At 44.4% G+C, this 20,174-nt stretch carries 21 protein-coding genes; 7 read left to right on the top strand and 14 right to left on the bottom strand.

Annotation, left to right across the window (positions count from 1 at the left end):
* Positions 1 to 106 precede the first annotated feature (106 nt).
* Entirely contained in the window at positions 107 to 802 is a 696-nt protein-coding gene (gene tsaA / locus R7E00_RS08060; RefSeq protein WP_025768239.1) for a tRNA (N6-threonylcarbamoyladenosine(37)-N6)-methyltransferase TrmO, read from the bottom strand.
* A gap of 123 nt (positions 803 to 925) precedes the next feature.
* Between tsaA and R7E00_RS08055 the strand changes: the two genes are divergently transcribed.
* The 3 genes from R7E00_RS08055 (at position 926) to R7E00_RS08045 (ending at position 3,131) form a co-directional block, all read left to right on the top strand.
* Positions 926 to 1,186: a type B 50S ribosomal protein L31 gene (locus tag R7E00_RS08055; RefSeq protein WP_005380295.1), complete on the top strand. Its 261-nt coding sequence runs from the start codon at positions 926 to 928 to the stop codon at positions 1,184 to 1,186.
* A gap of 3 nt (positions 1,187 to 1,189) precedes the next feature.
* Positions 1,190 to 1,315, top strand: a complete 126-nt coding sequence (ykgO, locus tag R7E00_RS08050) for a type B 50S ribosomal protein L36 (RefSeq protein ID WP_005380299.1) — start codon at positions 1,190 to 1,192, stop codon at positions 1,313 to 1,315.
* Between the two features lie 229 nt (positions 1,316 to 1,544).
* Positions 1,545 to 3,131, top strand: coding sequence for an AbgT family transporter (locus R7E00_RS08045; RefSeq protein ID WP_005380301.1), 1,587 nt, complete (start codon positions 1,545 to 1,547; stop codon positions 3,129 to 3,131).
* A gap of 106 nt (positions 3,132 to 3,237) precedes the next feature.
* Here the strand turns inward: R7E00_RS08045 and R7E00_RS08040 are convergent, their stop codons facing one another.
* The 8 genes from R7E00_RS08040 to R7E00_RS08005 all read right to left on the bottom strand — a co-directional run bounded on the left by R7E00_RS08040 (position 3,238) and on the right by R7E00_RS08005 (position 10,402).
* Positions 3,238 to 4,311: a hypothetical protein gene (locus tag R7E00_RS08040; RefSeq protein WP_149191561.1), complete on the bottom strand. Its 1,074-nt coding sequence runs from the start codon at positions 4,309 to 4,311 to the stop codon at positions 3,238 to 3,240.
* Positions 4,308 to 5,420: an ATP-grasp domain-containing protein gene (locus R7E00_RS08035; protein ID WP_017636029.1), complete on the bottom strand. Its 1,113-nt coding sequence runs from the start codon at positions 5,418 to 5,420 to the stop codon at positions 4,308 to 4,310. Before R7E00_RS08035 ends, R7E00_RS08040 begins: the two co-directional genes overlap by 4 nt.
* The gene (locus R7E00_RS08030; RefSeq protein ID WP_213967766.1) at positions 5,408 to 6,676 is read right to left on the bottom strand and encodes a F390 synthetase-related protein; all 1,269 of its coding nucleotides are present in this window, start codon (positions 6,674 to 6,676) and stop codon (positions 5,408 to 5,410) included. Before R7E00_RS08030 ends, R7E00_RS08035 begins: the two co-directional genes overlap by 13 nt.
* Positions 6,664 to 7,527, bottom strand: coding sequence for an MBL fold metallo-hydrolase (locus R7E00_RS08025; RefSeq protein WP_017636031.1), 864 nt, complete (start codon positions 7,525 to 7,527; stop codon positions 6,664 to 6,666). The genes R7E00_RS08030 and R7E00_RS08025 overlap by 13 nt, the downstream gene beginning before the upstream one ends.
* A complete protein-coding gene (locus tag R7E00_RS08020) occupies positions 7,496 to 8,482 on the bottom strand; it encodes an NAD-dependent epimerase/dehydratase family protein (RefSeq protein ID WP_258481790.1) in 987 nt (328 codons plus the stop codon). Before R7E00_RS08020 ends, R7E00_RS08025 begins: the two co-directional genes overlap by 32 nt.
* Positions 8,479 to 9,468 carry a ketoacyl-ACP synthase III gene (locus tag R7E00_RS08015; RefSeq protein WP_005385334.1) on the bottom strand — a complete coding sequence of 330 codons (990 nt, stop codon included), beginning with the start codon at positions 9,466 to 9,468 and terminating at the stop codon, positions 8,479 to 8,481. Before R7E00_RS08015 ends, R7E00_RS08020 begins: the two co-directional genes overlap by 4 nt.
* Before the next feature lie 194 nt (positions 9,469 to 9,662).
* Positions 9,663 to 10,112 carry a YaiI/YqxD family protein gene (locus tag R7E00_RS08010; protein WP_005380310.1) on the bottom strand — a complete coding sequence of 150 codons (450 nt, stop codon included), beginning with the start codon at positions 10,110 to 10,112 and terminating at the stop codon, positions 9,663 to 9,665.
* Complete coding sequence (locus R7E00_RS08005; RefSeq protein WP_033905520.1) at positions 10,109 to 10,402, bottom strand: hypothetical protein; 294 nt, start codon at positions 10,400 to 10,402, stop codon at positions 10,109 to 10,111. The genes R7E00_RS08010 and R7E00_RS08005 overlap by 4 nt, the downstream gene beginning before the upstream one ends.
* Positions 10,403 to 11,333: 931 nt before the next feature.
* On the opposite strand from R7E00_RS08005, the gene R7E00_RS08000 reads away from it, so the two are divergent.
* Positions 11,334 to 11,819 (top strand): GNAT family N-acetyltransferase, encoded by a 486-nt coding sequence (locus tag R7E00_RS08000; RefSeq protein WP_025768243.1) that lies wholly within the window; start codon positions 11,334 to 11,336, stop codon positions 11,817 to 11,819.
* On the opposite strand, the gene R7E00_RS07995 is transcribed toward R7E00_RS08000, so the two are convergent.
* On the bottom strand, positions 11,779 to 12,078 hold the full coding sequence (locus R7E00_RS07995) for a DUF3301 domain-containing protein (protein ID WP_005380315.1): 300 nt from the start codon (positions 12,076 to 12,078) through the stop codon (positions 11,779 to 11,781). The genes R7E00_RS08000 and R7E00_RS07995 overlap by 41 nt on opposite strands.
* Positions 12,079 to 12,091: 13 nt before the next feature.
* Entirely contained in the window at positions 12,092 to 13,129 is a 1,038-nt protein-coding gene (locus R7E00_RS07990; RefSeq protein ID WP_318124422.1) for a DUF3549 family protein, read from the bottom strand.
* 76 nt (positions 13,130 to 13,205) lie between these two features.
* Here R7E00_RS07990 and R7E00_RS07985 point away from each other — a divergent pair, with 76 nt between their 5' ends.
* The 3 genes from R7E00_RS07985 (at position 13,206) to R7E00_RS07975 (ending at position 15,620) form a co-directional block, all read left to right on the top strand.
* On the top strand, positions 13,206 to 13,520 hold the full coding sequence (locus R7E00_RS07985) for a YqcC family protein (RefSeq protein ID WP_042521408.1): 315 nt from the start codon (positions 13,206 to 13,208) through the stop codon (positions 13,518 to 13,520).
* Between the two features lie 4 nt (positions 13,521 to 13,524).
* Positions 13,525 to 14,307, top strand: a complete 783-nt coding sequence (gene truC, locus R7E00_RS07980; RefSeq protein ID WP_005391793.1) for a tRNA pseudouridine(65) synthase TruC — start codon at positions 13,525 to 13,527, stop codon at positions 14,305 to 14,307.
* Between the two features lie 108 nt (positions 14,308 to 14,415).
* Positions 14,416 to 15,620, top strand: a protein-coding gene (locus tag R7E00_RS07975; protein WP_262606233.1) for an IS3 family transposase whose coding sequence is annotated in 2 segments (ribosomal slippage) — positions 14,416 to 14,767 and positions 14,767 to 15,620 — 1,206 coding nt in all. Because the reading frame shifts where the segments join, the coding sequence is not laid out codon by codon here.
* Positions 15,621 to 15,668: 48 nt separating this feature from the next.
* On the opposite strand, the gene R7E00_RS07970 is transcribed toward R7E00_RS07975, so the two are convergent.
* The 3 genes from R7E00_RS07970 to map all read right to left on the bottom strand — a co-directional run bounded on the left by R7E00_RS07970 (position 15,669) and on the right by map (position 19,806).
* Positions 15,669 to 16,052, bottom strand: coding sequence for a DUF3461 family protein (locus R7E00_RS07970; RefSeq protein ID WP_005380322.1), 384 nt, complete (start codon positions 16,050 to 16,052; stop codon positions 15,669 to 15,671).
* A gap of 142 nt (positions 16,053 to 16,194) precedes the next feature.
* Positions 16,195 to 18,819 carry a bifunctional uridylyltransferase/uridylyl-removing protein GlnD gene (glnD, locus tag R7E00_RS07965; protein ID WP_017636037.1) on the bottom strand — a complete coding sequence of 875 codons (2,625 nt, stop codon included), beginning with the start codon at positions 18,817 to 18,819 and terminating at the stop codon, positions 16,195 to 16,197.
* A 108-nt stretch (positions 18,820 to 18,927) separates the two neighbouring features.
* Positions 18,928 to 19,806, bottom strand: coding sequence for a type I methionyl aminopeptidase (gene map, locus R7E00_RS07960; RefSeq protein ID WP_005380326.1), 879 nt, complete (start codon positions 19,804 to 19,806; stop codon positions 18,928 to 18,930).
* Between the last annotated feature and the right edge of the window lie 368 nt (positions 19,807 to 20,174).

Below are 20,174 nucleotides of genomic sequence, written 5' to 3'. Positions count from 1 at the left end.
TTATCCGTTTATTTAAGTTAGATACTCAAGCTTGAATAAGCAGGAGTATGGGAGTTCCCTAAAGGGAAATTTGTTAGCCGTCTATAATATCAGCCAATTGCGTTTGTCAAAAGCTTTCAATAGCGGTAACCGTTATTAAGTTGCTTGTTGCTGTGAACTTTACGTTCAAGTCGAACAAATTTACCGCATATTCTTTGTCGTCCGGCTTGTTTTTCTTATATGCAGGGCGAGGATCTTGTGCCAGAACTTGTTCAATGACTGATCTTACATAGTCAGTATCGGGTCGATTTTCTATCGTTGCTAATGCTTGAGCAGAAAAGGTGACTTGTGACTTTTCTGGTTCTTGGTCTGCGTATCCGCCTTGTGCTTCCGAAATAGAATCCGAATAGGGAATATAAGGCTTAATATCCACAATCGGTGTCCCATCCACGAGATCTACACTGCCTAAATCAAGATAGATTTGATCGCCTTGCTTAGTGACTCCTTTCACTTCAACGGCTGACATTCCGATTCCGTTTGGACGGAAAGTCGAGCGCGAGGCAAAGACACCAATTCGTTCATTGCCGCCTAATCGTGGCGGACGTACAGTTGGTTTCCAACCAGCTTCCAGATTCTGATCAAATAGAAACAACAACCAAACGTGAGAGAACTGTTCTAGCCCACGCACTGCTTCAGGGCTATTTGCTGCACCTAACAGTTTTACGCGTGCTTTAGCCTCTGGTACTAAGCGTGGTTGGCGCGGAACTGCAAACTTTTCTTTGTACGGTGTCTCAATGACGCCGATGGGTTCGATGGAATACATGGTGGACATCTTTAAGAATTCATTGAGATGAAAAGTATCACAAATTTCTCTTGCTTTTCTTGTTGATAATGATTATTAATTAAAATGTTATAACATAACAATTTAATTAAAAGGAAAAGTATTATGAAACCAGGAATCCACCCTGAATATCGTCCTGTGGTGTTCCACGACACCAGTGTAGATAAGTACTTTGTCGTTGGTTCTACGTTGAAAACGGAGAGAACCATCGAATGGAAAGATGGCAAAACTTACCCTTACTTTACGTTAGATGTGTCGTCAGCTTCTCACCCGTATTACACCGGTAAACAGCGCGTTGTACAAACCGAAGGTCGCATTGCGAACTTCAACCGTCGTTTTGGTCAATTTAAGAGCGAAAAGGAATAAATCATGAAGGTAGTAAAATCATTAAAAAGTGCAAAAAGTCGTCATCCGGATTGCCAGATTGTAAAACGGAGAGGGCGTCTTTATGTCATTTGTAAAACGAACCCGAGATTCAAAGCTGTGCAAAAGTAATCAACCTGCATATATCTAACTTATGGTTTTGTTTAATTGATAATGTTGAGTTAATTATCTTACATGGATGAAATATCTACATTTTTATTCAATGTTGGTTATAAATGCCTCTGTTCGTCACAGTTTGTAACATTTAGGGCTTTTATTTGACCTTCTACTCAAGTACCCTTCGCACGCTTTTTGACATTTTTGTCACATTTGCATAGGAATAAAAACAAGGAGGGAACAGATGAGTTCATCTGATTCAATTAAACAAAACTCGCCTAAGAAGCCGCTGTTTACGCGCTTTTTGGATACTGTCGAATATTTGGGGAACTTATTACCCCACCCGATCACACTATTTGCCATTTTCTGTTTAGCCATTCTGGTGATGTCGGGTATTGCAGGATACTTCGAAGTTTCCGTAGTTGATCCTCGTCCTGAGGGTGCAAAAGGTCGTGCCGCGGATGGCATGATTCATGTCGTTAGCTTGCTTAACGCTGATGGCCTTGAACTAATCGTTACCAATCTAGTGAAAAACTTTGTCGGCTTTGCACCTTTGGGTACGGTATTGGTTGCGATGTTGGGTGTTGCTATTGCTGAATACTCAGGCTTGCTATCTGCAGCAATGCGTGGCTTAGTCATGGGTGCATCACAACGCATGGTAACAGTGACGGTCGTTTTCGCGGGTATCATTTCAAATACGGCATCAGAGCTTGGCTATGTGGTACTTATTCCACTGGCTGCAATGCTGTTCCATTCTTTAGGTCGTCACCCACTTGCCGGTCTTGCTGCGGCGTTCGCTGGTGTATCTGGTGGTTACTCAGCAAACCTACTTATTGGTACGGTTGACCCGCTGTTGTCAGGCATTACTGAAACGGCGGCGCAAATGATCGACCCAACTTACACTGTTGGTCCAGAAGTTAACTGGTACTTCATGTTTGTGTCGACATTCTTCATTGCAATCACAGGTGCGTTTGTTACTGAAAAAATTGTTGAGCCAAAGCTTGGCAAATACAGTGAAGAAGAAGCCTCAGAAGATTTGTCGAACGACAAAATGGGTGGCTTAACAGACATTGAGAAGAAAGGCCTAAAACTAGCAGGTGTTGCTGTACTGGTTGTTTCAGCGCTGCTTGCTTGGACGGTTGTTCCAGAAGACGGCATCCTACGTTCTGATGCAGGTACAATTGCAGGTTCACCATTCCTGAAAAGTATCGTGGCATTCATCTTTGTGTTCTTTGCTATTCCAGGCTTTGTGTTTGGTAAAGTTGTTGGCACGATGAAGACGGATCGCGATGTAATTGATGCAATGGCGAAATCTATGTCTTCTATGGGCATGTACATTGTATTAGTTTTCTTTGCGGCTCAGTTCGTTGCTTTCTTTAAATGGACTAACTTCGGTCAGGTATTCGCGGTTGCTGGCGCTAGCTTCCTGCAAGAAATTGGCTTAACTGGTCCAATGTTGTTCTTTGCCTTCATCCTGATGTGTGGCTTTATTAACCTAATGATTGGTTCGGCATCGGCACAGTGGGCAGTAACGGCTCCGATTTTTGTTCCTATGTTGATGCTTGTTGGTTATGCACCGGAAACGATTCAGGCTGCTTACCGAATTGGTGACTCGACGACAAACATCATTACTCCAATGATGAGCTACTTTGGTTTGATTCTTGCCGTAGCGACTCGTTACATGAAGAACTTAGGTATCGGTACGCTGATCGCGACCATGCTACCTTACTCAATCTGCTTCATTGTAGGTTGGAGTGTGCTCTTCTACCTATGGGTATTCGTATTTGGTTTACCAGTAGGCCCTGGCGCAGCAACATACTACACACCGTAGAAAACGGTTACCTCACACAGCTCCATTATAAAAAGCCTGCGAACGTCGCAGGCTTTTTTATCGATTGAGACTGTGTACGCAGGCTTACCTGATTATAGATGTCGGTTTATAGCTGAAAACGCATCAACAAAGGGCGATAAAAGTGCTGAGTGAGCCAGCATAAGCTTTTCCAAATTATGCGTTTATACCAAGGTAAGTGCGCAATATACACATAGCTAAATTCAATTTCTGGCCGGGCTTTTCTGTTGCGTTTAAAAGCCGGAGCGCCTGAGCTCATATTAAAGCGACGCTGGTATATCATTGCATGGCGGATGGTATAGGCCGATATTCGACGATACAATGCGAGGCGTTGTGGCTTATTGGTATCGTAGCCAAAAATTGGGCAAGTCATATCATTATCAATTTCTACAATGCCTAACGTAGCCAGCATCTCTTCTTGATAAAACAGTCCCACTAAATGTACTAATTTGTTCTGGCTCGCCTGTTTTAAATATTGGCTTGAAAACTGGATGTTATTGAGACTGTATTTATCAAGGTAAAGCATGTCATATAACTCTTTGGCACGCTGAAACTCTTCATCAGTGGTCAGTGGCCTAAACTGCCAATCTTTATCATTAAGCAGTTTGAAGTCTTTCGTTAAATCTCGGTTGAAGCTGAACGCTTGCCAATCATCAAGTAAATACACTTGTCGTGTTACCAAGCTTTGCCATTTTGGCTGCTTCAATCGCTGAATTAAGTGTGAATGCTGACGCTGGTTGAGGGATCGAAGCACCAAGGGAAAGGTGGGGTATTGATCGAGTGCGACGCGACGCAGTTCATCGAGATTTAAGGCTGCCCATTGTTCGCTATACATATTGGTGGACAAGCACTGATTGTTGAGCGTTTGGACTTGATCCAATCCAGCCAATGATAAGATTGGTTTAGTCATATTAATAAGTAACTTACATACCCATCGAACAGCCACATTTTTGACTTTGTGAAGCTCTTCTTCGGCGTAGCCACTAAGTAGTGTCATAGGGGACACGGCATAACAGTTGTTTGGTATTTTTGGTGTTACGGAGTAGGGAATGGCAACATCATCGATATAGTAGCAACCAAAGCTTGCTGTGCATTCATCAATGGGATTCGACTGCATAAGAGTGATAAAGGTTTTATGCCATTCTTGAGAGGAAAGTGTCATGAGTTCAATGCCTCTCCATTCCACTCAATATCAACGGTAGAAGCGTTGCTCCACTTCGTCTTGTTCTGCCTAGCTAACCGGAGTAATTCAAACACACTCCGGATTTGGCTCCCTACCGGCAAGTTATGCTGTTGCATTACATTCACTCCAGACCACCAATCTTGCCAAGTTCGAGCCTTGAACAGGGATAACCCTCCTTCAGCGATGAGTGTTATTGGCCCTAAATGATGCAGTCGCTGTTTGGAAGGGGCAGTAAATGCCATATTAGGGAGCAGTTGACTGCATCTAGACGAGAGTAGGTGCAAACCACTGGTGGCTCTTGGGTTACATTCAATCACGTAGAGTTCATCTTGTGATTTGATGAAGTCAAACGACACTTGCCCATGATAAGTATGACGTTTACCAAAAGTTGCGATAAATCTATCTAGTCGTTCGCACGAGATCGGCTGAAAAGCACTGGCGGCCGAGCTGTTTACACAGTATTTCGGTACATAAGCTTGGTGTGCTTTAAGTTCACCATGTTCAAAAATGGCATAGTTACACACCGGAGTCCCTTGGATTTTTTGTTGCTGAACCCAAGGGAAAAGGGGCGATATCGTGGCGGCAGAAATAGACTGAGTCGTCACATCTCTTATGACTTGCCCGCCAAACCGAGAGTAAACGGGCTTTAGAACGGTCCTCTTATTAATTTCAATCTCACTTTTATCAGCGACCAAACGAGTTTTTGGAAGTGTGATTTCTGGCAAACCCTGAAGCTGTTCAAAGACGGTCAACTTGTTGTGCAGGGCATTGAGTAGTCCCACATTGGGCAGAAAAAAATCTACTTCTGGGCATTGTTTGGCAACATGAGCCAAGTAATAAACTTCTTCACAAGTGGGTATCACTATATCAATACGCATCTGAGTAATGATTTTTAGGATCTGCTGTTGATAGGTGGGAAACGCAAATCGAGGTGAAGCGGTGGGTATATAAGACTCGATACCTCGCAAAAACGATCCCAGAGGCTTTTTTAGCGAATCGGTGAGAATTACTTCATGCCCATGATGCATACACATGGTTGCCCACTCTAGTGCAACTGGTGCTCGGGCTCCGGTGATTAAGACCCGCATATGTTCACCACACGTCGTTGTTTATTCATTGGCGTCCAAATAGGCGCAGGGCGGTAACTAAATCTGACAGGATCAAGCCGCAATTGGTCAAACAACTTTATCAAGGCTTGGTGTATAACCCGATGGTGGTGAACATCCGCTTCAATTTGAATGGCTTGTGACCCTGTTTGGGTGATTCGGTAATCCACGCGACCTTTGGCAGATAGTGTTATAGCGCGGTAGATGAGATCTGGTAACACCGTAACTGGGACGTGGTTTGCGTTTAGCGTGAGGCGATCACCACATCGTCCGGCAATCGCGCCAAGAGGTTCAAATACGCCATTATCCTGTTTATTCTCAATAATATCGTCGAGCTGATAACGAATAATGGGCTGAGTTTTACGACGAAAATCGGTGATAATTGGGCTGTAATGAGTACGTTCGGTATTCAGCCAATGTTTTTCGATGTAAATAACATCCTGATTCCAGCGCATTTGTCCATGCTGATCAGTACATGCAAGAAAACCTTCGGTACATTGATAGACTTCATGGAGTTCGCTGTCGAACCGTTGAGAAATAAAGTGACGGTCACTCTCAGTTAGGACTTCTGCACCAGAAATGATCCGCTGTGGTTGAATTTCGGGTTGACCAAATTGACCGCTGAACTGGGCGCAGAGCTGAAGAGCTTGCGCACTACCAACTAAAAGCGTGGGTTGGAACTCATCTAGCTCTTTTATCCATTCTTGGTAAGGTTTAGTTAAATCCGCATAAAAGAATGTGACAGGGCCTTTCGCGACGGATTTATACAGTGGGCTGTTGGCGCGCAAGGCTAGCGCAATTCGGTGCTTTTGCCATAGGTTGGGCAACAGGCGAGCCAATATATTGCCAGCCCACAGTTGCGTTTCCTGTTTGTCAGCAAGAAACAACCCGCGTATGCCTGATGTGCCCGAAGAAAGCCCAACAGTAACATCGCCAACTTTCGAAGCGGCGAAGTTGCGTGACTGTTCTGCTTCGAGTGCTTGTTGCATTAGCTGTTCAGCATCTAAGCCTTTCGTATTCAACTCTGAAAGGTTCTCCATCATGGTTTGCTTATTCATGATAGGGAAATCACTGAGTGGTGCACCTTGAAGTGAGCGGTAATACGGTGAATGACGGCATACCCAATCCAAGTGTTGCGTTAAGTGTTGTTGCTGCCATGTTTCGACTTGTTCCCTTGAGCCGAAGGGGCGGTAGCGGGTTCGCCAGAATTCTGAGATAAGCGTTCTCACTTCATCCATCCTTCTTTGATTAGCTGCTGGATAGTTTCCTGACAATGTGAAGGCACGAAGCGAACAAAGTGGTGGGTTTGTTGGTAGCAACTTCTCAACTCGGAGAGGGTGTTTTTATAGGCTTTTGTATCATCGCAAAGCATGTTCGCCAGCCAATGTTGATCGATATTTTCACTCAAGCTCTCGATTAACCAGCATGCATCGGCGAGTAAGAACAGCCAACTTTGGTCTCTTTTAACTAGCAAGCCCACTTGACCCGCAGCATGGCCTGGCAAGCTAACCATATAAATGAATCCGTCGTCGAACATGTCTTTACAGAGCAAATTAACACCTTGGCACTGAGGAATAATTTGGCTGATTGGTACGGAAAAGTCACTATGAATGAATAAGTTAGATTCAAGTTGTGGAGGAAGTAGAGCTTTTAGGTATCCTTTTCTTACGCCTCCAATTCGACCACTCTTAGTAATTGCATCCACCCCTTTTTGTTGGCAATGCAATTGAGAGTGGGAAAACTCAGACACGGCAGCAATGTGATCAGCATGGAAGTGGGAGAGTACTAAGTGTTCAATATCATGAGGTTTGAGACTTTCTTTTGCTAACTGCGCAACAATTCCGTGTTCTTTGTTATAGCGACAAGGTGTTGTCCAAGCATAAAAACGTTCAGGGAAGGGACGAGTCGCGCTAAAAAAATGCTCGTGATATCCCGTGTCAAACAGGATGTTGCCTTGTGTTGGGTGCTGAATTAACGCAACGGCTGCCGGAAATGCTCTAGGCTTGATACCAGAACCTGGTTTGACAACAAAGCCTGGGTGTACGCAGTGTCCAACCTCAAAGATTTTTATTTTTAGACCAGTTTGCATACTGCTGTATTCCTTCTTGAATTGAAAAAAGCGGTTGGTAATTCAGTGTTTGTTTCGCCTTGCTGATATCCAGAGTTTGATGATAGTTAAACAATCCTGCGCTGTATGAGGTGAGCCTTGGTTCTGGCTGATGTGGTAAGTGCCTTCGTATTTGCTCACTGAGCTTTAATAATGGTGATACAACGCCATATGGTAATGATTGTAACGTTACTTTTAGGTTTAACCCCTCACATAAAGCTTGCAGAACAGTCTCAATTGGCATTGGTTCGTTGTTGGAAATGTTGAACACATCACCATGCTGAAGTCGGTCTGCCTGAGTGCAAGCGAGCATCGCTGCATGGGCAACGTTATCGACATAAGTCAGATCAACCACAGGATTTCTACCCGATGGCAGAAGCAGAGTGTTGTTTTTTATCGCCTTAAGCACTCTTGGGATAATAGCGCGATCATTGGGTCCAAAAATGCCACGCGGTCTTAAAATGATCGCTTTGCTTTGGCCTTTTACGGCTTCAATTTCCGATAGGTATTTTGTGTGTGCGTAATCATTACACCAGTATGAAGCTATGGCGTCGGTTTCTCGAATATTCCAACGGTCTTGATGGTCAAAGTAGACGCTGGTGGAGGAAATATGGATAAAACGCGAGATTTGATAGGTATTAGCCGCATTGACGAGGTTTTTGGTGGCATCTACATTGGCTTGATAAAACGCCTGCCACTTTCCCCATGGGCTTGAGAGAGCGGCACAATGGATGATTGCATCCATACCTTGGCATACCGCATGAACTGCTGAGTGGTCTCTTAAATCGACTATATGTGGGATAACATCGAATTGCTCGGCGAGTTGTTTAGCGATGACTGTGTTTCGTGCTGTAAAGTGCAGTTCATGTTGCTGGTGAAACATTCTCAGAATTGCGCTACCCAACATCCCGCTGCCACCAGTGACCAATATCTTCATAGTTTTAGCACTCCCATCCCTAGCGACAACCCTGCGGCGGTGCCAGCTAATAACACATGTTTTCCTGCGGTTTCTGGCTGATTACGCAGCCAGTGTAAGTTAATTGGGAGTGAGGCGGCGACTTGGTTTCCCAAAGTCGAAAAGTGATTAACGGTTTTCTCTGTTGGTAGCCCGGTGAGTGAAGGCAGTTTTTTTAATCCGTGCGCGCTGGCTTGATGAGGAAGAAAATAATCAATATCGCCGAGTGTTACCGGAGAGGCGTCAAACCCTTTTTTTAGAAACGCTGGTAAGGCTTTACGCACATGCTTAAAGAGTGCTTTGCCCTCCATCTCAAACTGGCAACTTTTTAAATAGGCTTGATGCTCGGAGGTATGCGGATTGATATGACTACCTCCGCCCTTAATTTGACAAAATGAATACCCGGTATGATGCGTTTCAAAGTGACTGGTGAGCAATCCATCATCGTTGTGTTCTTCGAGCAAAAATGCGGCGGCACCGTCCGCGAATAAGGTTGCAACTTCTGGTTTGAGCGTAAAATTTCGATTCAGTGTGATGCCAGTGGCGAGTTCGCTGGTGACAATAAGAATCCGACGGTACCGTTTTGCTAAGAATAGACTCTGAGCAAGATCAAGCGCAGAGAGAAAGGATAAACAGGTGCTGTTCAAATCAAAGCTTTCTAGCCATGTTGGAGCGTCTAACGCGGCGAGAACCGCTGAAGCGTCGTAGGGTAGAGACTGGTGGTGTGTACCGCTAGCGTAGATAAGGAGATCAACGGAGCTTAAGGTATGTGTGTTTCCTAAACACTGCTCTATTGCCTGCACCGCCATGTAAATAGCGGTCTCTTTTGTATTGGCTACATGACGATATTCAACGTCGAATTTATTTCGGCAGGTCCCTGGCGCTAATTTTAGGAAGTGATCCATCTCTCGATCAGACCATTGATTCGTTGGCAGGTAGCTTCCACTGGAAACGATGTTAAAGCCCATTATTCTCTATACACTTATTAAAAACGTCGTTCAAAATAAACCACGTTGCATATTGAAGCTATGGTGAGCGAGATGAAAAATAAACAGAACAAAACAAATGGGAGTAAGAGCACGCTTTGGGTGCAATGCTGAGAATGAATTTTCAGGAATGAGCCAGGCTTTTATTTGCTGGCTCAATATGAATAGAGTGAGGGTTACTTCTTAAATTTCGCCAAAATACGATCCAAATGGTTTGCAAATTCGCGTCGATCGGTTTGAGAAAGCGCGGCGGGCCCACCTGTCTGAATTCCGCTTGAACGCATGGTTTCCATAAAGTCGCGGATATTTAGGCGAGCTTTGATGGTGTCTTTTGTATAGAGCTCGCCACGAGAACTGAGGGCTTGAGCGCCTTTAGAGATAACCTCATCTGCAAGCGGAATATCTGACGTGATCACCAAATCGTTGGCTTCTACACGCTTGACGATTTCGTTGTCTGCGATGTCAAATCCCGCAGGGACTTGTAGCGAGTGGATGTTGTCTCTTTTCGGCACAGGGACAACGTGGTTAGCGACAAACGTACATTCAATCCCCGTACGCTCGGCGGCACGCACAATGGTTTCGCGAATAACTTTCGGACACGCGTCTGCATCTACCCATAACTTCATGATGATTTCTCACTGAGTTTCGCTTCTAACTCTTCAATACGAATGGCTAGCATTTTTACGGTGTGTTCTAGGGCTTCAAGACGATCATTATCGGTGTGGTGTTGTGCTGCGATTTCAACCTTGGGTACGCGTTGAGCACTCTTCCAACTTTTTATTGCGGTGATTAACGCTGGCATTGGAACTGGCGTTTTCAATCGTGCTTTCACTAACGCTACGGTTGGCTCTTTTCCTTGTTGTTGCAACTGTTCCATTGCCGCTTCTAATTCTTTAGTAACGTCTTGAGTTAACATTTTTAATCCTTAACAACGATATATCTATCATCATACGTTGAGTGCGCTAATTTGGCGAATGGCATTTTGGAGAGTGTAGTGTGAGAGATCTCTTACATAGGTTGTGAGAGAAAACGATTTCGTAAGCGGAAAAAGAGAAGCTGAAGAGCTTAAGTTTCTGATAAATAATGATTTAACAACTTGTTAACCAATGTGGGAGCCAAATATTTATCTTAGATAGATTGTCTATTTTTGGAAAAGGCGTAAATTGAGAGTTGTCAGCAGGAAGCAGACATGGAACAGGAAAGCACCAAGGATTTGGTTATCGTCAGGAAGACGATTTGGTTGGTCAGGATGATTAATCAAGCATGGAGCGTAGGACATTGTAAGGATACGATCATCAATAGGATGTTGATGACTAAGGATAGACAATGGACCCCTCTAGGATTGAGGTTATGGACAGCATCAGGAAGATGCAAGGGACACCGCTCAAGGAACAAGTGACGTGTGCTAACGAGGAATGTTAGCAGTCAGGATGATAAGGACACCGCTAGGACGGCGACGTAAGGAATAAGCTGACGGAATCAGCCACTATTATGGATGATGCATGGAGCACTTTTAGTAGCCGGACTGCTGCGAGTAAGACCATGACCCCGATACTTATGTGTCGGGGTCTTTCTTATATAAAAACGATATCCAGTGTTCTCATTGAATTAAGCATCTCGATGTTATTTGGGGATATCAATATCACAAAATATATAAATTCCTAATAACACTTAATAAAAAACAACTCAGATCAATATCCTTTCCAACCAGTTGGTTTAACTTTCGGCTTCTCTACAAGGTGTTAGCCCGCAATCATTGAGCATGTTCAGCTCATCGAGTTTGTGATCTGCGGATAGATTAAGTTTGTTGTAATCAAGGAACAGATGTGGCCATAGTAACCAGAAGAATGCTTCTTCTACCCTACAATGAGTCGTTGCAACTAGAATTCGTCATGCTGAATTGCTGTGCGAAAAACCGTGCTGAATTGAATGGTCCGTATACAGTTGCGTCTGCCAAACAGATGTTTGAGAAAATACTGGATGATGAGAACATTTATAGTATGGCAGTGCTAGAGAGCACCAGTCGTGACTATATGGGGCACGTGTTTATTGCTAATCTCGATTCCGAACCTGAATTAGGGTTTATTTTTGATAAATCATATTGGGGTAAAGGGTTAGCAACAGAAGCACTAAAAGCATTTTTCCCCAAAGCGTGCCGTGAGTTGGGCTTGAATAAGGTGAAAGCTAACGTGAATAGCAATCATCAGGCTTCTATGGCGGTACTGAAAAAGCTGGGATTTGTTAAAACAAAAGAAAGTAAGGATGTATATGGTCCTTACTTTGAAATGGAATTTACAAGCGATGCGGTGGTAGGTGAAAGTTCTGCGGCCTGAAACCGACCATGGTTAACTCTCCTTGGTAGCAATCATCACCAAGAGATGAAAACTCAAATTGATACACCGTATGCCAACGCCAGACTCCGTCTGGCGTTTTTAGTTTATGGGCACCAAAGGCGATGCTGATTAATTGGAGATCCAATTGCTCACATTTACGCGTGATGGCCGCTTTTGCGAGTTCGGCTTGGCGACGCTGTTGCCAAAACAGGTAACAGAAAAAGCAGAGCCCTAAAATTGCTAAAAGATCACCAATCATTCCTGAACCTTTCTTAGCTTTTTGTTGCTTGTTGTAAGCTGACTAGCGCATTTGCTAGTTCCTCTGATGGGTTTGAATGCAGCAAAGGCAATAACACCATTCTTAACTCTGGCAGCATCACTAAATCGGCAAATAACTGATTAAATAGGGATTGATTACCGGTTTGAGCTAAACGCAGCAAAAACTGTTCCGCTACCTTTTCATTGGCGAGTAAGTGCCAAGCGCGGCCCGCCACACCAATCAATACCTCCTGATGGCTTAAACGAGGGCTATGCAATATCGCATCTAATACTGGAGAGGCGACTTCTGTTGGTGCACCAGCAAGGGCTCGGATAAGTACTGAAAGTAGGAAGAGATCAGGTTCGCTACTTGCGATTTCTTGCTGTGCCTTTTCTGCGATACGTTCTGCTAAACGCTCTTGTAGCTCTACATGCTCAAGCGCACCTAATAGGGCATAAAGTGGCTCATTTGGTAGGTGGTTCAACGCTTTGCGTATCATTACTCCGTTTTGCTCTTTGTCCAGGCGAGCGGCTATGTCTGTGATCCCTTGCAGACCTACAGTTTGCCAATTATCCCAGCCTAAACCTCCAGAGAAGTAATGCTGGGTATGCTCGTAATATTGGCTGGTAGGAAGATTGAGGTTTGCGCGGACCTGGCTATGAAACACGGCCATTTTATCTTCGGAAGGTTTGAAAGTGTATGGGTTGTTAGACAGCTTTTGCTGTTGCTCTTCAGTGATATCATCATTGAGGCGTGTTCCCATAGCCTCCACTACGTATTTAATGAAATTGCCGATATCCGCTTGCTTTAACAAACCGCGCTCGTCCAATTCAAACTTTAGAAACCAAATCCAAGGTTGCTTTTGTTCATTCCAGTACGCGATGGCTAGGTGTGCTTTACGTTGCATTGGAAATGGGTAAGGTGCTTGACCTTTTTCTACATCGGTAAACTCTTTCTTAGCGATGGTTTTGATACGGCGACCAAGATCGAAGATTTGATAATCACAGTGGCTGTTGTTCAACAGTTGAGTGAGGGTTTGAATGTTTTCCATTAAATACGACGTCCTAACGTTCTTTTCACAAGAAATGGTATCATTCTCGGCTAATTCAAGGTTCGAGATAGAATTAATGGTAACAAATACTCAATTGGTCGACTTACTTCACCAACTTGAAACGCAGCTTAGAGAGCATAAATTGTGGCAATACACTATGCCTTCAGAGCAAGCCTTACAAAGTGCGGAGCCATTTGCGATTGATACGTTGCACCCTCATGAGTGGTTGCAGTGGATTTTTATAGCCAGAATGCACGCACTAGTGAAAAATAACCAACCACTGCCAAGAGGGTTTTCTCTCGAGCCCTATTTTTCAGAAGCGTGGAAGCAGGAACCGCAGTTCGCCGAGCTGCTCGTTACAATCCGAACCATTGACGAACTGTGTAAGTAAATTAATGCTAGAACAAAAAATAGCGCGATCTTCAGAACCAGTTGAGCTGGAGATCGTTTATCAGGATGAATATTTTGTAGCGGTCAACAAGCCTGCCGGCATGTTAGTGCATCGCAGTTGGTTAGATAAGCACGAAACTCAATTTGTCATGCAAACTTTGCGCGACCAAATTGGTCAGCATGTGTTCCCATTGCATCGTCTGGATCGTCCAACATCTGGTGTGCTCGTGTTTGCTTTGTCGAGTGAAGTCGCATCACAAGTCATGCCGATGTTTGCTGAACATAAAATGGAAAAGACATACCACGCGATAGTACGCGGTTGGATTGAGGAAGAGGGCGTCTTGGATTACGCACTCAAAGTGGAGTTAGACAAGATTGCTGATAAGTTCGCTTCACAAGAAAAAGAAGCGCAAGAAGCGGTGACGGAATATAAGCCGTTGGCTAAAGTGGAGGTTCCCTATTCGACGGGTAAATTTCCTACAACGCGTTATTGCTTAGTTGAGATGAAACCTAAAACGGGGCGTAAGCACCAACTTCGTCGTCATATGGCACATCTACGCCATCCGATCGTGGGTGATACAACGCACGGGGATGGAAAGCACAACAAGCTGTATCGCACAGAGTTTGATTCTCATCGTTTGCTACTGCATGCTTCAGAGTTACGGTTTGTCCATCCATTTACCGATCAAGAGATTGTCATGACGGCCAATCTTGATGAAACTTGGCAGCAATTGTTTACTCGATTTGAGTGGGATGAACCGATAATCGGCGCAGTTAGATCTAGATAATGATTGAGTACAAATAAAAAGGGTTAGCATCAATGCTAACCCTTTTTAATATTTATGTGCCGTCCTAAATAAGGTTGACACTTTCCACCCCCAAAATTGGAGAGTGTTATGAAATCAACAACTAAAAGAACTCAGCGCGATTACTCCCTCGCTTTTAAACTCACTGTAGTTGATGAGGTTGAAAAAGGAAGCCTCACTTACAAACAAGCCCAAGAGAAGTATGGCATCCAAGGTTGCTCTACGGTTTTGGTTTGGCTTCGTAAGCATGGTCGACTAGATTGGTCTAAAGGGACACCTAACTTTATGTCCAAAGGAGACTCTATGGCCGAGTTCAATTCACCTCCTACACCAGAGCAACGTATTAAAGAGCTTGAGAAGCAGCTCGAAGATGCTCAACTCAAAGCCGACTTCTTTGAAGCTGTCGTGAACGTTATGGAACGTGACTATGGTGTTAGAGTGACAAAAAAGCACAAAGAAGCGTTGTCCAAGAGAAAACCATAGTAGGTTTGAGCGTTACGAAGTTTTGTCAGTTAGTACAAATCTCTCGCCAAGCTTATTATAAGCAATGCCAAACTCAATCTCGTTGTGAACATCATGAGCATGCTGTCATTGGCTTTGTCCGTGAAGTCAGGCTGAAGCAGCCACGCATTGGCACGCGTAAACTGAAGTTCTTAGCAGCAACAAAGGGCATTCAAATAGGTCGCGATAAGCTCTTTGAACTTCTCAGAAAGCATCGGCTGTTAGTGAGAGCAAGACGAGCCTATCACCGAACGACTGACAGCCGTCATCGATTTTTCTGTCACCCAAACAAAGTGAAAGATGGGCTGACACCAACGAAGCCAGAACAACTGTGGGTTGCTGATATTACTTACTTGCCAACTCAAAATGGAGAGAGTTATCTCAGCTTGGTTACAGACGCTTATTCAAGGAAGATTGTTGGTTTTTATGTGGATGACAACATGAAAACTCAATCAGTTAAGCGGGCATTTATCTCAGCTCTCAGGCAACGGCAGAGTGAAGAAAAGCTAATACCCCACTCAGATAGAGGCTCACAATACTGTTCGAAGGAATATCAAGATATCCATAAGAAACATAGAGTGACTTGCTCAATGACTGACGGGTATGACTGTTATCAGAATGCTTTAGCTGAGCGTGTAAATGGGATACTCAAAATGGAGCTCTTGCTGAAGAAACCGAAAGATCTGAAAGAAGCAAGGACGATGGTAGCAGAGTCCGTAGATATCTATAATCAAATGAGGCCTCATACGGCTTTAAAATACAAAACGCCCGATGAAGTACATCGAGCGTTTTAGTTAAAAAGTGTCAACCCATATCAGGACGGGTCATTAAGACTTAACGTTTTACTTTAGTTTTTCAAGATCCGCTTCGATCTCTGCGATCTTGCTCGAAACGACTTTTTCTAAATGACGAAGGTCTGAAAGAATTTTCTCTTTTACATCAACCTCAGGTTGTTTCGTTGGCTTAGTGATTTTATTCAGTTCATCAATGACTAATGTGAGGTTACGGTTGATTTCCGTTACTTCTTTATATTTGTGACTGCCACTGTCCACAAGAACATTTTTGATTTGGCGCGGGTATTTGAATTTAACGCTTTTAGCGAACAGTTCGCCTTTTTGCTTGTGGAAATAGATCTTGAGTACGTCTTTGTGTGCTTCTTGGCGTAGGGAATAACGTTCAATCTGCTTAGGGTCGTGAATACCCAAACCAGTGAGGTGGGGATACATAGGCTACCTCTATTACATCGAATTGATATTGATATAACTGTAGCAGCCTATGTATGAGCTAGATAGCTGATATTTAGCCAAAATGCTTAACTTGTGGGCAAGATCGCTCTCGCCCTGAACCGAAAAGATTGGCAGGTTTGATCTAAGCTGCGACCTCATCAGATAACTTTTCGATCAATCTCTCTCTTAGCTCATCCTGTTGTTCTTCACTTAATCTTCCCCCTGCATCACTGGTTAAAATAAACAAGTCTTCTGCTCGCTCACCAATGGTGGTGATTTTTGCACCATGAAGGTTGATATTTAAATCAGCAAACGTACGGCCTACTTTGGCCAACAGCCCTGGTGTGTCTAGCGCGACAAACTCCATTAAAGTGTGTTTTTTACCTTTGGTTGGTAAGAAGTCGACTTTGGTTTTCACGTTAAAGTGCTGAAGTTTGTTCGGAGTACGGCGCGTTTTAATCTTGGTTGGTCGGCCTGCCTCCAGTACATGAGTGAGGTGTTTAATCACCGCGGCGTGACGAGACTCATCGATCGCTTCGCCATGTTGATCGAGTACCATAAAGGTATCAATCACGTGCCCATCTTTGCTGGTCATGATTTGCGCGTCGTGTACATTAAAATTACGCCTATCTAACTCCGCCACGACTGTCGCAAATAAAGCAGGCTGGTCTTTCGTATATACAAACACCTCAGTGCCGCCACGAGTGGCTTTTTTACTGATCAACACCAAAGGCTTAGTCGGATCTTCCATGCGAAGTAAGTGTTCGCAGTGCCACGCGATTTGCGTATGGGTATGACGAAGGAAGTAGTCAGCTTTGAAGCGTTGCCACAATACTTCAATTTCGCGCGCGGCAAACCCCTCTTTGCGCAGCATTGCGGAGGCCATTTGTTGATTGTGGCGAATTCGCTCACGCACATCGACAGGGTTCTCTAGGCCTCTACGTAAAGCACGTTGTGTGGAGTAATACAGCTCCGCAAGTAAAGTTCGTTTCCAAGCATTCCAAAGTTCTGGGTTGGTTGCACAAATATCTGCAACTGTCAGGCATACAAGATAATCGAGAGATTCTTCGTCTCTGACTTTTTTGGCAAACTCGGTAATGACATCAGGATCATAAATATCTCGGCGCTGTGCGGTGACAGACATTAATAGATGATGTCTTACCAACCAAGCGACAAGTTTCGCTTCGGGCTTCGATAAACCATGCTCAATGCAGAAGTCGTACGCTTCTCCTTCACCGATAATCGAGTGATCGCCGCCACGACCTTTCCCGATATCGTGGAAAATAGCGGCAATAATCAGCAGCTCTTTCTTTTGCATCCGAGGGTAGACGTCACAGCAAATAGGGTGCTTCGCATGATTTTCTGGGTCACTAAAAGTGTTGATGTGTTTAAGTAAGCGAATACTGTGTTCATCAACGGTGTAGGCATGGAATAAGTCAAACTGCATTTGACCAACAATCTGACTCCATTGCGGTAAATAGGCCGCCATAACCCCTAATCGGTGCATGAGGCTGAATGCTTTGTGAAGAGCATTAGGGTGACGACATAACGCCATGAACTTTTCACGCGCAGCAGGAATGGTGTGCAAAAACTTGTTGAGCCGACGCCGAGCGGTGCGCAGTTGACGCAGCGTTGGTGGGCTCACCCCTTCAATAGTTGAGTCGTTAGCAATATGTAAGAACATATCCAGAATAGTTTCTGGGCGAGCTTGGAACAATGCGGGTTTCCGCGCTTCAATTAAAGAACCGCGACGTTGAAAGTCCGTATCGAGAATCTCGGCACTTTCTGTCGCCCCACCATTAATGATCGCTTGGTCAAAGAGTTTGAGTAGCATTTTATTGAGCTCTGCCACACGACGAAGCGTGCGGTAGAACTCTTTCATCATCATTTCTACGCCTCGGTTGCCTTCTCCGACGTAGCCTAGATTTTCCGCAACTTGTGCTTGATGAGCAAAGGTCAAGCGGTTGTCATAGCGGCGAAGCTCCATGTGCAGAGCGAAACGTACTCGCCAAAGGAAGTCCTGACATTCAACCAATTCTCGGTATTCTGCGTCAGTTAAAAATCCGTATCGGCTCATTTCCAACAATGAAGTAGCACCAAAGTGACGTCGAGCGACCCAGCTTAATGTATGAATATCGCGCAGCCCGCCAGGGGTTGATTTAATGTCCGGTTCTAAGTTGTAGGTCGTGTCGTGGTAACGTGCATGGCGTTCGCGCTGCTCTTGAATTTTAGCGCGGTAAAACGTCTCACTTGGCCAGAAGGAGTCTGATAACACGACTTTCTTCAGTGCCTGAAAGGTGTCCTCGCTTCCACACAGCAGTCGCGCTTCTTGCAGGTTTGTCGCGACCGTTAGATCGGCTTTACCAATTTCAGCACATTCAGTAACGGTGCGAACAGCGTGTCCGACCTCGAGTTTTAAATCCCACAACAGCGTAATGAATTCGCTGATTTTTGCTTCTAACGCGGTTGGCAGTTTATTGTTCGACAGAATCAAAATATCGATATCGGAGAGCGGATGCAGCTCGCCTCGTCCGTAGCCACCAACGGCAACTAGGGAAATGTTGTAAATATCCTTGAAACCAAAATGTTGCCACAAACGATTGAGAAGCAGATCCATATATTCAGCTCTGGCTAAAACCAAGCTTGTTACCGGATGATGATTGAGAAACTCTTGGTTTTGATTAGAGCTAAACTTCTCTAATTCTTGTTTGAGTTCACCGATATTGATTTGTTCATCGGAAAAGGTAAGAGGGGACTGAAGTGTCATATTTGCCATCCGTGCAAGCTAATCTAATAACAATCTAACAAATTTGCGGCAGATAAAAAATATCCCCGCCGAAGCAGGGATATAGTAAACAACGAGTGGTCGTCAGCTTTACGCGTTTTTCATTAGGCGAGGAATCGTATCGTCGCTACGAAGCGTCAGTACTTCACAACCTTCTTTTGTTACAACAATGGTATGTTCCCATTGCGCAGAGTTCTTGCCGTCGCCCGTGTAAACAGTCCAGTCATCTTGTGCATCAACAGAGCAACCAAATTTACCTGCGTTAATCATCGGCTCAATAGTAAAGCACATGCCTTCTTTTAATACGCGGCGGTCTTTGTTCTTGTAATGAACCACTTGTGGTTCTTCATGGAACTCATCGCCGATACCGTGGCCACAGAAGTCTTTCACAATAGAAAACTTGTTGCGAGGATTGTTCTTGTTATTCTCTTTGATGTACTTCTCGATAGCTGTACCGATGTCACCAACCGTTGAACCTGGCTTAACGGTACGCATACCAACGTACAGTGCTTCTTGAGCTACCATGCACAGACGTTTGTTTGCAGGCGAAACATCACCGACTAGGAACATCTTAGAAGTGTCACCATGGTAACCCTGAGGACGCACGCTCAGATCGGCATTCTCATCATTTGGAACGATTACGGTAATATCAACGTTTAAGATGTCACCATCTTTTAGTACCGCCGGCTTCATTTGGCCGTTGCTACCGATTTCGTCTTTTTCCGCTGGAATACCGTGGCATACGATATGGTTGATTGAAGTACAGATCGACTTAGGGAAACCATGGTAATCAAGCGGAGCAGAGTATGCGCCTTTTTCTAGAGCGTACTCATGACAGATTTTGTTTAACTCTTCTGTCGTCACACCAACTTTGATGTGTGGTTCGATCATTTCTAGAATCTCTGCGGCTAGCTTGCCCGCAATGCGCATGCGTTCTATTTCTTCAGCAGTTTTAATCTTGATTGACATTGGCTTTCTCTACTTATTCCTAAGCACGTAAACGTGCGAATGGCCGCATTCTATCAGACATCGGGGCGTTAACCCAAGTTAGATAGGAATATGCATCATTCTTAATTCGATCATATGTTTAAAGTTTTGCTTATAAATAGGAGAAAGTGGCTCGGTGAAGAAATAATTTTTACTAGCCACAGTGAGCTAAAATATGGTATAAAGCGCGCCGGAATAGAGGACTGTTCTCTTCGTTTAGCAAAGTTAAGCGGCGAAGCAAGCTTCATCCGAATAACCTTTTATCTTTAAATCACACACATTCCGTCACATATTCCGGGGTGCTGAGCAGAAGCTTGGTCGGGGTTATGGGGAATGTGGAGGCCTAACCC

It is taken from the genome of Vibrio sp. Vb1755 (assembly GCF_033338635.1).
Taxonomy (GTDB): Bacteria; Pseudomonadota; Gammaproteobacteria; order Enterobacterales; family Vibrionaceae; genus Vibrio; species Vibrio alginolyticus.
Note: the sequence above shows the minus strand (reverse complement) of the source record. Positions and strands in the feature narration are given on the sequence as shown.

Bases quoted from the DNA above. Each gene is read 5' to 3' on its own strand.
- tsaA (WP_025768239.1), bottom strand. From the start codon at position 802: ATGTATTCCATCGAACCCATCGGCGTCATTGAGACACCGTACAAAGAA.
- R7E00_RS08015 (WP_005385334.1), bottom strand. From the start codon at position 9,468: ATGGGCTTTAACATCGTTTCCAGTGGAAGCTACCTGCCAACGAATCAA.
- R7E00_RS07990 (WP_318124422.1), bottom strand. From the start codon at position 13,129: ATGGAAAACATTCAAACCCTCACTCAACTGTTGAACAACAGCCACTGT.
- glnD (WP_017636037.1), bottom strand. From the start codon at position 18,819: ATGACACTTCAGTCCCCTCTTACCTTTTCCGATGAACAAATCAATATC.
- R7E00_RS08040 (WP_149191561.1), bottom strand. From the start codon at position 4,311: ATGACACTTTCCTCTCAAGAATGGCATAAAACCTTTATCACTCTTATG.
- map (WP_005380326.1), bottom strand. From the start codon at position 19,806: ATGTCAATCAAGATTAAAACTGCTGAAGAAATAGAACGCATGCGCATT.
- truC (WP_005391793.1), top strand. From the start codon at position 13,525: ATGCTAGAACAAAAAATAGCGCGATCTTCAGAACCAGTTGAGCTGGAG.
- R7E00_RS08055 (WP_005380295.1), top strand. From the start codon at position 926: ATGAAACCAGGAATCCACCCTGAATATCGTCCTGTGGTGTTCCACGAC.
- R7E00_RS08000 (WP_025768243.1), top strand. From the start codon at position 11,334: ATGCTTCTTCTACCCTACAATGAGTCGTTGCAACTAGAATTCGTCATG.
- R7E00_RS07970 (WP_005380322.1), bottom strand. From the start codon at position 16,052: ATGTATCCCCACCTCACTGGTTTGGGTATTCACGACCCTAAGCAGATT.
- R7E00_RS08035 (WP_017636029.1), bottom strand. From the start codon at position 5,420: ATGCGGGTCTTAATCACCGGAGCCCGAGCACCAGTTGCACTAGAGTGG.
- R7E00_RS08005 (WP_033905520.1), bottom strand. From the start codon at position 10,402: ATGTTAACTCAAGACGTTACTAAAGAATTAGAAGCGGCAATGGAACAG.
- R7E00_RS07995 (WP_005380315.1), bottom strand. From the start codon at position 12,078: ATGATTGGTGATCTTTTAGCAATTTTAGGGCTCTGCTTTTTCTGTTAC.
- R7E00_RS08010 (WP_005380310.1), bottom strand. From the start codon at position 10,112: ATGAAGTTATGGGTAGATGCAGACGCGTGTCCGAAAGTTATTCGCGAA.
- R7E00_RS08030 (WP_213967766.1), bottom strand. From the start codon at position 6,676: ATGGATGAAGTGAGAACGCTTATCTCAGAATTCTGGCGAACCCGCTAC.
- ykgO (WP_005380299.1), top strand. From the start codon at position 1,190: ATGAAGGTAGTAAAATCATTAAAAAGTGCAAAAAGTCGTCATCCGGAT.
- R7E00_RS07985 (WP_042521408.1), top strand. From the start codon at position 13,206: ATGGTAACAAATACTCAATTGGTCGACTTACTTCACCAACTTGAAACG.
- R7E00_RS08020 (WP_258481790.1), bottom strand. From the start codon at position 8,482: ATGAAGATATTGGTCACTGGTGGCAGCGGGATGTTGGGTAGCGCAATT.
- R7E00_RS08045 (WP_005380301.1), top strand. From the start codon at position 1,545: ATGAGTTCATCTGATTCAATTAAACAAAACTCGCCTAAGAAGCCGCTG.
- R7E00_RS08025 (WP_017636031.1), bottom strand. From the start codon at position 7,527: ATGCAAACTGGTCTAAAAATAAAAATCTTTGAGGTTGGACACTGCGTA.